General features: G+C 42.0%; 11 protein-coding genes and 1 pseudogene. 5 read left to right on the top strand and 7 right to left on the bottom strand.

Annotated elements, in window-relative coordinates; genetic code table 11:
• Position 1 precedes the first annotated feature (1 nt).
• The 5 genes and pseudogenes from PK654_RS05955 to PK654_RS05935 all read right to left on the bottom strand — a co-directional run bounded on the left by PK654_RS05955 (position 2) and on the right by PK654_RS05935 (position 7,342).
• Positions 2–3,202 (bottom strand): hypothetical protein, encoded by a 3,201-nt coding sequence (locus PK654_RS05955; RefSeq protein WP_271698285.1) that lies wholly within the window; start codon positions 3,200–3,202, stop codon positions 2–4.
• 157 nt (positions 3,203–3,359) lie between these two features.
• A pseudogene (locus tag PK654_RS05950) lies at positions 3,360–5,052 on the bottom strand (methyltransferase).
• Between the two features lie 107 nt (positions 5,053–5,159).
• Positions 5,160–5,324 (bottom strand): hypothetical protein, encoded by a 165-nt coding sequence (locus tag PK654_RS05945; protein WP_271698814.1) that lies wholly within the window; start codon positions 5,322–5,324, stop codon positions 5,160–5,162.
• Between the two features lie 4 nt (positions 5,325–5,328).
• The gene (locus tag PK654_RS05940) at positions 5,329–5,628 is read right to left on the bottom strand and encodes a hypothetical protein (protein ID WP_271698284.1); all 300 of its coding nucleotides are present in this window, start codon (positions 5,626–5,628) and stop codon (positions 5,329–5,331) included.
• Between the two features lie 310 nt (positions 5,629–5,938).
• A complete protein-coding gene (locus PK654_RS05935; RefSeq protein WP_271698283.1) occupies positions 5,939–7,342 on the bottom strand; it encodes an ankyrin repeat domain-containing protein in 1,404 nt (467 codons plus the stop codon).
• A 461-nt stretch (positions 7,343–7,803) separates the two neighbouring features.
• On the opposite strand from PK654_RS05935, the gene PK654_RS05930 reads away from it, so the two are divergent.
• Entirely contained in the window at positions 7,804–8,442 is a 639-nt protein-coding gene (locus PK654_RS05930) for a ZinT/AdcA family metal-binding protein (RefSeq protein WP_271698282.1), read from the top strand.
• 227 nt (positions 8,443–8,669) lie between these two features.
• On the opposite strand, the gene PK654_RS05925 is transcribed toward PK654_RS05930, so the two are convergent.
• Positions 8,670–9,392: an HD domain-containing protein gene (locus tag PK654_RS05925; RefSeq protein ID WP_271698281.1), complete on the bottom strand. Its 723-nt coding sequence runs from the start codon at positions 9,390–9,392 to the stop codon at positions 8,670–8,672.
• A 151-nt stretch (positions 9,393–9,543) separates the two neighbouring features.
• On the opposite strand from PK654_RS05925, the gene PK654_RS05920 reads away from it, so the two are divergent.
• From PK654_RS05920 to PK654_RS05905, 4 genes are all read left to right on the top strand, one after another.
• Positions 9,544–10,533, top strand: a complete 990-nt coding sequence (locus PK654_RS05920; RefSeq protein WP_271698280.1) for a GlxA family transcriptional regulator — start codon at positions 9,544–9,546, stop codon at positions 10,531–10,533.
• Between the two features lie 184 nt (positions 10,534–10,717).
• Entirely contained in the window at positions 10,718–11,446 is a 729-nt protein-coding gene (locus tag PK654_RS05915; RefSeq protein WP_271698279.1) for a hypothetical protein, read from the top strand.
• 653 nt (positions 11,447–12,099) lie between these two features.
• The gene (locus PK654_RS05910; RefSeq protein WP_271698278.1) at positions 12,100–13,563 is read left to right on the top strand and encodes a C69 family dipeptidase; all 1,464 of its coding nucleotides are present in this window, start codon (positions 12,100–12,102) and stop codon (positions 13,561–13,563) included.
• A gap of 119 nt (positions 13,564–13,682) precedes the next feature.
• Positions 13,683–14,708, top strand: a complete 1,026-nt coding sequence (locus tag PK654_RS05905; RefSeq protein ID WP_271698813.1) for an IS110 family transposase — start codon at positions 13,683–13,685, stop codon at positions 14,706–14,708.
• Positions 14,709–15,015: 307 nt separating this feature from the next.
• Here PK654_RS05905 and PK654_RS05900 read toward each other — a convergent pair whose 3' ends face one another.
• A complete protein-coding gene (locus PK654_RS05900) occupies positions 15,016–15,564 on the bottom strand; it encodes a GNAT family N-acetyltransferase (protein ID WP_271698277.1) in 549 nt (182 codons plus the stop codon).
• Positions 15,565–15,789: the final 225 nt, after the last annotated feature.

Here is a 15,789-nt window from a genome sequence, read left to right as displayed (position 1 = left end):
CTCAAAGTAACTCTAAACTCAAAGTTAAATTAACGAAAAATTCACCTTCATCATATCCAAAATCAATATCACTAGATTCAGATATAATCGGCATAGCAGCAAGCTTATGAAATCCTGAGCCTCCCTCTTGTCTGGATTTTAATTGATTGGATGCAATTTCGTTCCTAATTTTGTTTAATTTTTCATAGTCAACATATCTTTCATTTATCTCGTTTTTTACTATGACATTTATTTTTATTACTCTTGAATCAATGCTATGCGTGTTATTAAATAGTACATCAATCACAGGCTCATTATTTCTTCCATGGACATAAATATTAGAGAATACAATATTAAACACATCAACAAGCAAGGCAAGAGCACTACTATGAAACTTAAGATCAGTTATTTTTATGTCACTAACAACATTAGGGAAAAACTCTTGATAAATTCTCTTAGTTCTAGCCAAAGATATTTCTAAAACGTCTTCCATAGAATATGTTCTAATCGATGTTTTGTTCTCGCTAGATATATCAAACCATGCAGAAATATCATCCAATGTTTTGCTCAACTCAGTTCTAACACTAGCTATCTCAGAGCTCATAGGGTTTATGTAGAGATTATTTTTCTTTACAAGTGTATCGATAGAAGATTGCAGGTGATAAAGCTCATAGTTAATGTTTTTCTTTAAATTAGATTCAATAAAAAATTTCACTTCTTTAGATGACCTTTCAACCAATATTAAAAAATATTCAATTATGGTCATTAAAAAATCATCCATACTTGTCTGTGGTTTAATTGTCTCCTTTAGAATATCAAGACCACCTTGAGTAATTTTTATTGAAAACATACCGTGAGGTTTATCATCTGATCTCACTTGAATCTGATTGTCCTTAAAGCTCTTTATTAACTTGTCAAATTTATCAGAAAAATTTAACAATAGTTTATTAAGCTCGATTAACGAGTCAGTATCAAAATGATCCTTGTACTTATCGTACCAATACTCATTATCTAGATATTTTTCGTGTTGTTCAGAGTATTTTGTAACAAGCTTTCTTCTTTCTAAAGGTCCACGAGATACTCCTATCAATCGTCCATGTCTTATCCGCATACTCAAATAATAGTCTAATCCAAACTCTTGGTTCTTTAGAAACATATCCCCCAAATCGTGTATAAGCTTAACTAAAATAGTATCACCTTCATCCATTGGTTTGGTAATCAGTATATGCTCTCCAACACCTTTATCTTCATCTCCATTCCTAGCTTGTTTCCTATTGAGCATTAGTTCAACGAAAGATTTATACCTGTTAAAATCATTACGATGCTTCGTTTTTGCAACTATTTTAAATCTCTCTTGATCGACTGTTAGCCCTGCAATTTCTACTTCATTTAATCCATCTAGAATCGCGATACTACGTTCTAGACCATCTCTTTCTTCAATTATATCAATATTTAGCTCATGTTCTAAAAGAGTATTGCATATAGCAATACGCTCTAGTTTAATTTCTCTTTCACTATTATAGACATTCGCAGCACTGCCTATAACTTCTGGAATGCATATTCGCTCTAAAAAATACAGATACTTACTTTCATTTCCATTAAAATGTTCAAGCGTAAGCTCTGATGGATTTATAACATTTACCTCAGCCATAAATGACCGCCAGCATGCTTTCAAGTTAAACAGTTGTTTTTCATCATGAATGAAGTTGCTGTAAGCATCTAATACAATTGTCGCATCAACATACGAATCTAAATTCTTATAGAATTTCCATTTTCTACCCTGAATAAAATTGCTCAATTTAAATATTCTACTAACATTTGTATTTGATATATATGAGTCAACAAACAACCTAAATGCTTCAGAGTACATCTCTGCGTGAAGGAGAGCATGAAAGTTTATAACTAATGAGTGACTTAAAACATACTTTGAGAAATCAGCACATTCTATTTTCTTTACTGGGAAATTTGACTCCATTCTACTTTGTTTTTCTTCCAGCAAATTTATATAGTCAATTTTACTAGGTAGTTCATTATCCCTCAGCATTACTTTAAGTTGTTCTAAAATATCCGAGTCAGATATTACCTTTCCATATACACTAGCTAAATCTTTAACCAATCTCACTTCACTAACATCAAGAAATACTCTGGTGATATATAGCATTGAGTAAATTTCATCAACATGTTTGAAATTTACTGAAAATTGGGTTAAAAACGTGAACGCATCGTTGAAACCATCATTTTGTTCGACAATACTCCTTATTGAATTGTGATACTTATTTATATACTCCCCTTGTATATCAAGCATATAATCAAACATTATTAGTTTATTGTACATTTGAGGGTAAACAAGGTTCGTACCGTCAAAACAATTTAGTTCATCCCAATATTCACCTTTTGACACTCCATATGAATTAGCAATTCTATTAATTCTCTTTTCAGACACTTCTAAAAGAATCCTAATTGGCAAACGTACCTCACTTATATCAAGTTCATTTTTAAACTCTACCAACAATCTCAATATTAATTCATACATATCAATTGACGGCAAAGTTGCAAAATTCCAAATAAGGTCAGAAGGAGAGACATCTTTATTTATATCGTTAAACACCACATAACTTACAATAGATCCTAAATAATCAGAAAATTCATCATCATCAATATCATTAAGCACTTTGTTGATTCTGTAATAAAACTCAACAATATTACAACCATCCTCATTCCTTTCGCTAATTAGAAATGACAAATAGTAAACAAGATCAAATTCATCCGATAGACTTCTACTTACATATATTTCTTCCAAAAAGCCTTTGTTACCTTCGAGACCGTCTAATTGTTGTAAACAAAAGAACTTCGCTTCAATTAACCAGAGAGACCAACCACACTTAGCTTCAATTTTATCCAATATTTCTAAAGCATTCTTAAAATCACCTTTTAATAAGTACTCTGAGTAAAGCTCTTTAAAACAAATATAGTCTTTAATAATTCTTTTGTGGCTAGATATTATATTGCAGTGCCACACTAACTCTTTAAAAAAGTCACTTCTGGGTATGCGGATTATATTTTCAATATTTTCTAAGTTGCTTGGCACAAAATTAAAAAAGGAACCTAACTTAGTGTTAATAGTTGCTATTGCTTTAGGAAAATCACTTATACGGCCTACAGTTTTAATTTTCTTTATTCCTTTGAAAATCTGTCCACTGTCGTTTCTTCTTGCTCTCATCATGACACCACAGTTTCAAAAAATGATTTTTGACGAATACGCTCGTTCTTGTAAATATAAGACCTGCCGTTTTCCTTAATCAATTGCTTATACTTCATACATACCTCTTTTTTTAATTTATTCTACAATCAATGCAACAATTTTTGTGAACCAACACCCCTCACCACTCCCCCACCAATAACCTGCTTTTCACTCCGCTGATCTGTAAACCCATGGCCTGAAACACTTCTTCAAAGTCGTAGCATTGTGGCGGGATATTTGGGAGTGAGAGGGATGCTTCGGTAAAGAAGCGTTGTTGATGGTGTGGCTGTTCGCCCCATGCCAACTGCCACCAGTCGAGTATTCTGGCTTTAGAATCTATCAGCCTTTCGCGGCTTGGCAGACGGTCTTTTTTGCTCAGGTTTTCGCTGCTGGTTGTTGGCAGCAGGTTCCATTTATCGTTGTTCGGCCAGTAAGCGAACGGCAGGCAGTGATCTACCTGATAGGTTTTCCTCAGTCTGGTGGGGCTCCATACACTGCTGATCTCTTGTTTGTCCTGCTGTAGTTCTGTTACCCGCTGGCGCACATGGCTGGTGTCGTGATCTTTGTCCAGCCATTGCAGGCAGTCGTGGTAGGTTTGCATCGCTACCTGGTTCTGCTGATTTAACCGGAATCGTTGCATCTGCATCACCCACTGGTTCACTACCAGTGGTTCTATCCACGCATTGTATAGGCGGAAACATTCCCACAGGCTCTGCTTAAGCACAAAACTGCCATAGCCTGCAAAAAACTCGCTGTCTAAATAGATGCTCTCTTGCACCTTGGGTGTCTTGGCCGGTTTGCTGGTGGAAAACTCCTGCTTTTTATCATCAACAGATCCGCTGTAAATGTACTTTATCGGCCCTGTTTTCATCGCAAGAATGGAGGCCTGAATGGTTTTATGCAGTGCTTTGGCGTCATCGCCCACAAACAGTGAACCCACCGCCAAGTCATCGGCAGATAGGTGCTTTATTTTCTGCCAGCCATCAGGGGTAATAAAGGTTAAGCCCTTGTCGCTATTGCTGTTCTGTTGTAGTTCGCCTACATCTATCAGCCGCTTATAGGCCTTTATCCAATACAAGGCCACCAGCCCCAGCGGGATGGATACTTCATCATCGGTTCTGTCGGTGACGCATCCGGGATGAGCATCGGCAATGCGCAGCAACACCCGAAGCAATGCCAGTTTGTAGGTAGAGGCTTTGCTATCATTAACAATGATATGACGCACGCGGTTAAGGTCACCGGATCCGTCATCGGGCAGCGACAGTACCACCGTCTGCCACCATACTTCACTGCGGTTAAGGGAATCGTCCGATATGCACTTTTAATGCGGTCTGTTTTGCCAACTGTCTGAGTTCATCAACCGAAACTGGGTAACCTATGCGGCCGTCGGTGAACTCACCATGACGAAGGGTGATGATCAGCCTTCCGTTTGGGGCAAGCAGGTTAGAAAGTTTACGGAAAGCACGTTGCCGGTTGGCTGGTGCAATGTGCATCCAGACGGCACTTAGTAATATTACGTCGAAACGCATACCTAAGCTTTCTGCGGCTTTCAGGGCGGGAAGCTCATCGCGCAACCAGCTTACTTTGTCTCCGGTCAGTGCCCTGCCCTGTTCCAGCATGGCGGCAGAAGGTTCAAGTGCGGTCACTTCTGCCCCTTGTTCTGCCATCCATAACGCATCGCGGCCAGAGCCCGCTCCGACATCCAGCACCCGTTCCCCTTCCAGCGGCCAGTATGGCTTCCACGAGGCGTGTGCGGTTTCAAAGGAGACCGAGTTGTACTGCTCTGAGAGCTGTTGTGCGTTCTGTTGGTAAAACGATGATGTTGAAGGCATAGCATTAACCGTATTTCGACTGTCCCGATAATATACGGCTTCACAATTTAAAACTGGTTGAGTATGAAAATGGTATTATATTTCGTGAATCGCTTCACAATAAACGTCTAATTCAACAGGTATTTTTGCCAGTGCAACAGCCCTTTTAGTACCACTGTGTGGTCTTCAAAGCCGCAGGCAGGTTTTTTGGCATTGTGGTTATCTTGGTCTACTTCCAGCGTGATTTTCAGGTAGTCATTTTCAATAGCGAAGGCTTCTACTTGCTTTAGCAGGGTTTTACCAAAGCCTCTTCCGCGATAACCGGGTTGATACCATAAAGTCGTGTATGTTCAGCACCTTTTTGCAGCGGTATGACGAGAACGACTCAAAGCAAACAGCAAAGCCCGCCGGTGTGTCACCGTGGTAGGCCATAAAGCCGGTAAAGTACGGAAGCTCGCACAGCTTTTCGACTATGTCACTGCGGATCTCAGCCGTAGACGAAGCGCTGTACTCCTGAAAAAGTTGCTGCATTTCATTACGTTGCTGCGGGTTATTTATATCCAGCCGGATTACCTTGAATTCGGTTTCTGTTGTCATCTTGTCATATGTTCATGGCGGGTTTTCTGTTACTTGTACCTTAGTTTAGCGGCGATTGCTATGGTTGGAGCGGGTTTAGAATGCCTTGTTTTTGTTCCTTTCTCTGCAACCTTCTCCTAAGAGTCCCATCTGGTCCCATCTGGGACACACACCTCTTTACTGTTCTCAGTTGAAGTGTGTGTCCCTTTAAGTTCTTTAAGTTTCTCCTCCGTTGCCATCCTGTGCGTGGCAATGCAAAAAGTGGCCTGAAAAAATTCAGACCACTCTATAAAGCAAGCTATACAAGCATTAGCCCATGCCGCTTTAACGTTTAATCACAATCAATATACCCGCGCCCGCGCAAAATCACTCTGCTCGCTCCATAGCCATTCCCTTCGTAACTCTGTATCGCTTCCATTCCCTGAACAATACAAAGCCCTTGGTTGTTCTTGATAAAACCACTTGCTGTTACTGACCTTGAGACAATCAGCCCCTGTTCATTGCGCGAGATAGACCAACTGTTGCCACGAATCTTCACTTTTTTCATTTCAACAACCGGACTTTGCTCCCTCTTTGCCCGATGCGCGATGAGGTAATTGCCCTGCTGCAAAAACTCACTTGTAAGGGAGCGATCTTTCATTCCTTCAGGTATCTCATCCCAGTCTGTCCCGAAGCGGGAAGATTTCATTTTGCTGACACAATAACCTTGTAATTCAGCCTGATTAGGGGAGGCGTTGTCATAACAGGCCGCATAATCTACGGCTTCCAGAGGCGTCGCCTCGAGTTGTTTAATAAAATCTAAATCTCCGGCTTGCGCCGCAATTTTCACCACAAGCTTAGTATTGTTTAATGCCTTCAAATCTTCACCGTGAGACAGGAGCAGCTTAATCATATTAAGTTGAGCAACTTTGTTGTCAGAGTCCATAGCAGAAACAGCGATAAACAAAGGGGAGTTGCCTTTGTACTTCACGCCCTTACTGTTATTTATTAACAGAGTGACAATTTCAGGCCGGTTCATTTTAATGGCGTAAGCGATGGGCTCAATAGAGCTAAGATCGAGGCCATTGTTAATTGCTACCTTAGCGCCTTGCAAATCGTTGTTTTCGACGGTTTGCCTGTAATACAAATACGGATTTTGCTGGATTTTCCAGTTAACAATCTTGTTCTCGAAAGCAGCGAAGTCAGCAGAGCATTGATACTTTTTATACTTATCTAACTGATACGTGTATTTATGAATATTCGAACCGATGGAGTTTTGATGTATGCGTGGACTTTTTAGCGCAACAAGCCGCTCTATTTCTTGTTGAAGGGCGCTCATTATGTACTGTGCATCTTTACATTTTTCGCCATTTAACAAAGCCGCATAAGAAACGGCTTTGTTTCTGTATAAATCGGCCCCCTGACACTCTGCTTTTGTGAACTTGTTAAGCTCTTTACTGAACTTATTAAATACTCTTTCAGCAGAACGAGAATCACCGTTAGCGACAAACGTATTTATTTCTTCGGCATTGATTTTGTCCAGGTTCCCTTTATACCTGTTGCAGGTTTCTAGATTGAGTGCAGTCTCTACCTTTTGCTTAAGGCCACTATAAACAGCAGAATACTTATCAACATCCGGGCACTCTTCCTTTTCATATTTACTCAGCGTTTTGTTATAGGACTTAACTTGAGACAGCGCACTTTTGGCTTTACCAGCCGCTAAACGTTCTGTTGCTTTAACCTCTATCTTATCCATACTCTTTTGATAACTTACACACCGGTCGGATTGGGCAATACATATCGTCGGGAAAGTCAGAAAGAGAAAAGCTATTAACTTAAAATTATTCTTCATAGTGATCACTCATATTAATCAACTCTAAACAGCATATTATTTGGTGATTAGCAGGCAGCGTTTTCTGATATTAATCATGTATATCTCCCTGAATAACCAGAAGAAATTAGACTCCTTTAATTTGATTATTTGTTAGCAAGTGCAGTTAATTCTGGACGGAAACGCTAATCGATTTAACGCGATTTATCGCGCGATTTATCGGGACAGACACTTAAAGATTTTACCGGGACAGGCACTTTAAACTGATTTCAAAAAATACTGATTTAATTTGTGATCTTGTATCCGGTTCGCCCTCTTGATTTAAATGATAATAATTCTCATTAAGATAAAGGTTACTTTAAACATAAATAGTAAGGAGCCCCACAATGAACAAAAAGTTAATAACCTCGTTAATTTTTATAGTGTGTCTGTTTTCTAATTCCTTATTTGCAGGTGGTAAATCAACAGATACCATCTCCGATCTAACACCATGGAAAGGCTACAGCACATCGGTGATTGAACTTTTTCAAAACGAATCTGGAGAAAAGTTTTTTGAAGAGATGGTGAAAAACTTGCCCAATGGGTATACCAATAGAATGGCAAAGGATTTTGTTTATGATTTATATGCTACGAAAATAAACTCCCTTAGCGTAATTGACGAAAACACGATTACTATTAACGATAAGATGACTGGTGATTACGCTTATATTGCTAGTATCAGCGTGGCAAGGGGCGAGAAAACCGTCACCTGGCACATTTTTAAAACCGATGCACAAGCGATGATCCATGCCGGGTTTAAATACATACTGTTTATTCCATTCGATCAGCATGGTCCTGATACACTTCGACATAGTCATTTCAGATTCGGTAACGAGAATTTTGATTTCCTGACAACTGACCCTTCTCTGCAGTCATGGTGGCCTACGCTTTATCAGCCTTCAGAAGTTAGTGAAGCCAAAGCTATTGAGCAAATGACCAGACCAAAACTAGCCAAAAAGTTGGCGGCCATGCTGAAGAACCAATAAGTCACAATCCACTACTAAAATAACTGTATTTTATAAAGCAGCTTTTCCTTCCTCATTGCCATGCTCAGCGTGGCAATGCATACCAGAACCTTAAAACTATCTACTTATTTTATACTTAAACTCACGAGCTCAATGACATCTCTACGACAATCACTTATCGGGGACACACCTCTTTACTGTTCTCAGTTGAGGTGTGTGTCCCTTTAATTCCCTTTAATTTTAGTTTCTTAACGCAATTTGTTTTTGGCCATCTTATTTAAAAAGCCAAGCTCCACCATGGTCGACATATAGCTATCCGGCTTACGCTCTATCTGCTCCTGTATCAGCTTTGCCATGCCCTGTTTACACCCTTCATCATGGTAAGCGTCCAGCACTTCATTCAGGGTCTGTTTATGGATATCGTGCACCCACAAGCCAGCTACATCGGCTCCAGCGCCAAAATGCAGTAAGGCGATTTCAGGATCACACTTATGTGCGATGCCGACAGAGTTATGCAGAGCCACCATTTCGTGGATCAAATCTGATCGCTCAGCCGAAAGCCCCTGCTTTAGTGAAAATTCTCTTGCCACCCGGGCACCTTCAACTTCAAAGGTATGTTGCTGGGGAGCGTGTTCCGTTAAGCCTATATCGTGCATTATCGAACCGACAAAAAAGACCTCTTTATCTACCGGCTTGCTGACTTTATGGCTCATTGCCAGACCAAAGGCGTAGCTTCGTATGCTATGGTTTACCAGAAATTCAGGGCTGTACTGTTTAACCAGTTTTAATGCCTCTTCGCAGGCTTTGCTGTCCGGAAATGTGTAATGCTCCGGTGCTACATAAGGGGCTTTTCGCCTTAATACAACATCACGGGTCCTTTCTGCCGTGGTACGGATATCCCCCTTAATAAAATGGCAAAGTATGCAAAATTTGGTCGGTTTGGGTTTTGACAGGGTCAAATCTGGATTCATGGATGAGCTCCTTATAACAGGGTATTACCTGGCTGAGGCGTTAATTTTTAAAGTCCCCTATACCCATCAAACCGTGCGTTTTTCATTTGACAGAGAGTGACTTCATCTGAAATAACTATACACCCACGGTTAAATCCCCCAAGTAGTGTAAATGACAAATATCGCAACAAATTCGCCACCTAAACATCAAGTTGCCATCCTTCTTTTTGATGGTGTGGTACTAACGGACGCACTTCTACCCTATGAAACTTTTAGTCGGGCAACGCTGCCTAGTGGTGATCCTGCCTATCAGGTGTTTTTCTGCGGCGATGCAGAGATGGAAGATGCAGAGTGCCTCTCCGTTCAATCCGGAGCTGGCCTTGAAAAGTTATCTCAATTATCAGGGACAGACACTTTAATCGTGCCGGGAGTCAGGGGCTTGGATCTCCCTGTTCAGCAACTGGTAATAGAGGCCATTCGTCAACACGCTGACAAGGGCGGAAGAGTGCTTTCTATCTGCACCGGCGCCTTTGTGCTCGCAGCGACGGGGCTGCTCGACCACCTGCAGGTAACCACACACTGGAAGCATGCCGCATCCTTGCAGGAAAGGTATCCTCTCACCAAGGTCAACCCGGAGTTGCTGTATATAGACAGCGGGCAGTTTTTAACCTCTGCAGGCGCTATCGCGGGTGTGGATTTGTGCCTGTATGTTGTCGGGCTTGATTTGGGTAACTACGCCTGCAACGAGCTGGCAAAGATATCGGTGGTGCAAAGGCACCGTTCGGGAGGGCAAAAACAGTTTATTAGCCATAGCAGCAACGAAACCGGAGACGACAAAATTAACCAGCTTCTTAACTGGTTAGAGTCAAACTTACATGAAAATATCACTGTCGAGCAGATGGCAAGCCGGGTGTTTATGACTTCCCGCACCTTCAACAGAAAGTTTAAACAAGCACTGGGAGTGACGCCAACCGTATGGGTGACTCAGGCGAGAGTAAGATACGCTCAGCGGCTGCTGGAGACAACAACCCTCAGTTTCGAGCAGATAGCTGAGAAAGTCGGCTTTGGCTCCACAACAAACTTCCGCCGGCATTTCCATCAACAGTTAGGTACAAGCCCACGGGAGTATAAGAAGGCATTTCACTATCAGCCTGTCTGTTAGCGTTCGAATCAGTCGGAATTAGTCGGGACAGACACTTCTTTTATTCAGGACAGACACCTGAAAAGATCAGCTGTTTTGCCTGTGATCGGGCACTCAATAAGAACATAGGGTAAGGGTTCGGCTTTACCCTATTTGAACGACTAACTATCCTTCTAATAGGCTATTTGTGCTACGGAAAGGTGCGATGAACGCGATAAGGAAGGTTATTTTTTCTACTCTGTTATTGTTATCTGCTGCGGTGCAGGCTCAGCAGTATCTGAAAATTTCTGTACAAAAGCCGCCTGAAACACCAGCTTTTAACTATCTGACTTCCCTGTATAAAACCTTATCTCATCGTATTGGTATTGAGTTTGTTTTTCACGAGTACCCTCATAAAAGATCCAGCCAAATGCTGGCTGACGGGCTGCTTGATGGTGATATCAGTAGAGTTTATGAGTACAAGCAGTGGTATCCGGAGCTGGTACGGGTGGAAGAGCCCCATTACACGGGTTACGTGATTGCAGTTGCCCGCTTCAGTAATGTCACAGCCTGGTCTTTTGACGATATTGTCGCCAATAAAGTTAATATCTGCTTTCACCGGGGCTCGCTGATTGTGGAGAACCGCTTACATGAGCGTGTAGACAGAGCCCTTACACATCCAGTATCGTCTCTGAAACGCGGACTAAGAACACTACTGGCAGGGCGATGTGAAGTGCTGATTGGTGTTTCGAACCAACTGAGAAACCTAGTGCACGACACGGCGTTTAGTAATGCATCACTACACATTATCGATAACCTTTACTCTTATTCAGGGCATATGTACTTAGCGCCTCAACATAAGCTTTTAGCTGAAAGAATTTCAAACGAGCTGAGGCTGATGCGAAAGGAAGGGATTATAGACAAGCTGCTGGATGAAAGCGGTTTAGAGCTCTGAAGCACCATATTTTTGCAGGCTTAACTTTATACGCTAGCGGATAGTTTTATATATTCCTTATGTTAACTGTCAACTTTCCGGTTAAATTAATTTTCCTGCTATGCGACTTTATAAATTTGTGAACATCATCCTAGTCACTTCAATTTGAATTAATATCACATATTGGCGCCCACCTTAATTATTCCGAAAGTGGATATCTTTTCTGTTTTATTGAACTATATTTATCCTTTTTCAATTCTATTCTTGTTTATAAACACGATTTCTATAGCCGGGAGTTCAACAGTTAAACCCAGCAAACTATTACATTCCTTAAACCGTGGAGAGATGTACTGACGAAGCCTACATCCATAGTGGCTTGGACGAATTACAGACTCTCTGGCGGATAATTATTTCTACCTTTATGATTATATTGACCCCTTATAATTAGCTATTTTAATGCACTCGATTACTTTAATTTATACCGTATAACCATTTGAATAATTAACCCTGATTTCGTTGGTTTATTCATATATTTATTCAGGCTAATTTTGTGAGCCTTAATCCAATTTTATTTTCCTTTTGTTTTTATACTGCCTGTTATTATTTGTACGGAAGATAATTTCAATATTATCTGAATGTTATTTCTTATTTATTTACAAATCCGGAGTATTTATATGAAAATTCGTTTTATCGCGGGTGCCGTTGCCCTTGCATTAACTGGAAGCGCCTTTGCCTGTACCGGCCTTATTGTGGGTAAAGGAGCGTCTGCTGACGGCAGTATTATGATTGCCCGTAATGAAGATTTTGGTATCAACAACTGGAACAAGCATCTGGAGTACCGCCCGGCGCAAGACAACGAAGCGGGCGACTGGAAACTGGGCAACGGCCTTGTGGTGCCTATGCCGGAACACTTTTTTGCTTATTCAGCTATTCCTGACTGGGATGCCTACACAGTAGACAGCAAAGGCAAGTTCTACGAAGAGCGCGGTATTAACGAACACAATGTGGCGATTTCAGCGACCACCAGCGCCGATGTGAATGAGCGCATCGAAAAGGCCGATCCTCTGGTAGATACTGGTGTGATTGAAGCCATCATCCCTACCCTATTATTGCCTCAGGCCACTTCGGCCAAACACGCGGTAGAGCTGCTGGGCAAGTATATTGAAACCTACGGTGCGGGCGAAGGTAACAGCCTGTATATTGCCGATGTTAATGAAGTATGGCTGTTTGAAATTGGTTCGGGCCACCACTGGATTGCGGTGAAAGTGCCAAACGACAGCTACGCCATGATTGCCAACGGCCTGCGGGTTCACGGGGTGAACTTAAACAGTAAAGATGTTCTGCACTCTGAAGGCATGTTTGAGTTTGTTGAGCAGCATAAGCTGTTGAAGAACCCGGATAAGAAATCCTTCAACTTTGCTAAAGCCTTTGGCGTGGTGGCGGATGAGTACAATATCGACCGCGAATGGCTGGGACAGAAGATGCTAAGCCCATCGAACAAGCAGGAAGCGCGTCTTGCTCAGTACCCACTGTTTATGAAGCCGGACAATAAAATCTCAGTTAATGATGTCGCCGAAGTACTAAGTGCCACTTACCAAGGCACCAGCCTGGAAGGCAAAGCAGAGCGCCCGATGCGGGTAGAGCGTCAGCTTGAATCGCACATTATTCAGCTTCGCCCTGATATGCCTCACGAGCTACAAGGGGTTATCTGGCAGAGCTTCGGCGTGTTACCGGAGTCGGTACTTGTGCCGCTATACTCTACCCTGAAGGAGTATCCAAAGGCGTATAAAGTAGGTGACGATACCTACAGTGACGACTCTGCCTACTGGCAGTTCCGCAGCTTAACCGCGCTGGCTTCAGCCAATCAAGGCAAGTATCTGCCAATGCTAAAAGCAACATGGGATAAGGAAGAGACCAAGCTGTATAAGCAAGTGAAACATATGGATACCACCCTTGCAGCCATGTACAAAACCGATAAGCAGGCAGCGCTGACTATGGCAGCTGATTTCTCTTACGGTCAGCTAATGCGCACCCTGACCATCGCCACCGACCTCAGATACAAGATGATGACGGATCTGACTAAGAGCACCGAGAAGAAATACTCTGAGGAAGAGTTTGAGAAGATTATGAATTTGTAGGTTTTTATCGGGGACACACACTTCTTTGTTAGGTGTGTGTTGAGATGGTCACTCCGCAACCGGCATCGCAATGTGCCAAGATTGAAGTGTTACAGCGACAATCTAACGGAGTGACCATTATGAAATGTAGTGTTATTAGTATCGATTTAGCAAAGAATGTCTTTCAAATTTGCGCACTCAGTAACGAAAGAACAGTCTTGTTCAACAAGAAAGTAAAACGCTCTAACTTGCTGCATGAGCTACGACAGTTCGAACCGACTCTGGTCGTTATGGAAGCCTGCTACTCTTCCAACCCTTGGGGGCGTCGTATTCAGAAGCTCGGCCATACCGTTAAGTGTATTCCTGCTTTTGCGGTGAAGCCGTTCGTTATTGGCAATAAAAACGACAACAACGATGCACTGGCAATCGCTGAAGCCTCATTCCGGCCAACACTGCGTTTTGTTCCCATCAAATCGATTGAGCAACAAGATGTTCAGTCTCTTCATAAAATCAGGGAGTTACTCATTAAGCAGCGTGGTGCTTGGATGAACCAGCTCAGGGGATTACTTGCCGAGTATGGTGAAGTACTTCCCAAGGGCATTGCGCATATAAAACGTCAGTTACCTTTAATTTTAGAAGATAACAGCAATGAACTGACGCCTGTCTCGCGTGGTTTTATCACCAGAATTGCGCTTAATATTCGCTTATGCTCTAAGCAGATTAAAGACATCGAAATAGAATTACAGCATCTTCTTGCCCAGCGAAATGACTATCAAAGGCTGCTTAATGTTCCCGGAGTTGGGCCGATAGTGGCCTCAGCACTTCTGGCTTATATCAATGACATTGGTTGCTTTAAAAATGGCCGCCAGTTCGCCGCCTGGGTTGGATTAACGCCTCGACAATACGCCAGTGGAGATATCAACCGGCTGGGTAAAATCAGCAAACGGGGAAACCGGACACTCAGAAAGCTTCTCATTCATGGAGCGCGAGCAATACTAAGCAGAAGCTCGGGCAAAGACGACCGCCTCAGCCAGTGGATGAATGGCTTAAAAGAGCGTATGCACCCATGTAAATGTACCGTAGCTTTAGCTAATAAGCTTGCTCGTATTATCTGGGTGGTATTAGCAACGAAAACAGAGTTCCAAGCTTCTAAAGCATGTGCTTAGTTAGCAACACAAAATACTGAAAACCAGACAACAAACAGGAAACGGTAGCAACACAGTTAATGAAAAAACGGCATTCGCCCTGTTTAGAACCTCGTCGAGGACAACTGCTTGATAGTGAAAGCATAGTGTGTGTAACAGGCAAACAGGGCTCTTGAATCTCATTAGGGCGCTTCGCACTAAAGCGAAACAGAGACGCCGGATATATGTCAAAAGACCGTATTCTTAACTGATGCCAATACCATTAATCAGGTGAATCTTATGTAACGGACAAACGACTATGGCTTTGTAACTAACAAACCTTCAATCTTTACTTGATTGGAGTGACCATATATGTCCTTTTAATTTTCATAATCTTCATCGTAACCAAATCATCACTGTCATATAGTCGTTCGCTGGTCGTAGACATCCCCAGCTTATTTAACAGCTTAACTGAAGGTGTATTTTCCAGAACGGCCACGCCGTAAATAACGTTTAGGCCAGCTTGCCGGAAAGTAAAATCTATAACGGCTCGGGCTGCTTCCTCTGCATAGCCTTTGTCGTAAAACTCCGGCAGTAAGGCATAACGAATGTCGTTTAACTCTTCCCTGCTATCACTTCTTCCAACCGACTCTACTCCCGCATAGCCTATCTTCACGCCCGACTGCTTTAGAGAAACGATAAAGGTACCGTAACCCTTTTGCCAATGAGCTAGTTTCTGTTGCAGGTAGTTTTCTATATAAGTTTTGTAGAAAGGTTTCCCTCCCGGCAGGTATCGCGTGGTTTCTTTGCTGGTTAGTAATGTAGTGTAAATGTCGAGATCGTCACCAGAAACCGGCGTTAATGTTAAGCGCTCTGTTGTTATTGCTTTGGATTGCATTAGGTTTAATTTTCCATCCTTCAGGCCTCTATACTGACTTTTGTGAGCAAAGTTGGCAATTTTTATCGAAAAATCAGTTATCTGACCTAGTATTTATAAAGGACAGGCACTTGAAATAGGTGCAGACTTATCGGGGACACACACCTAATATCTGCTTCGATATTCAAAGCTGTCAGGCTTTCACCTGTTGTTCACTTACAGCCATTACATTAGGTATCCAAATGT

It is taken from the genome of Vibrio sp. SCSIO 43137 (assembly GCF_028201475.1).
Lineage (GTDB): Bacteria > Pseudomonadota > Gammaproteobacteria > Enterobacterales > Vibrionaceae > Vibrio.
Note: the sequence above shows the minus strand (reverse complement) of the source record. Positions and strands in the feature narration are given on the sequence as shown.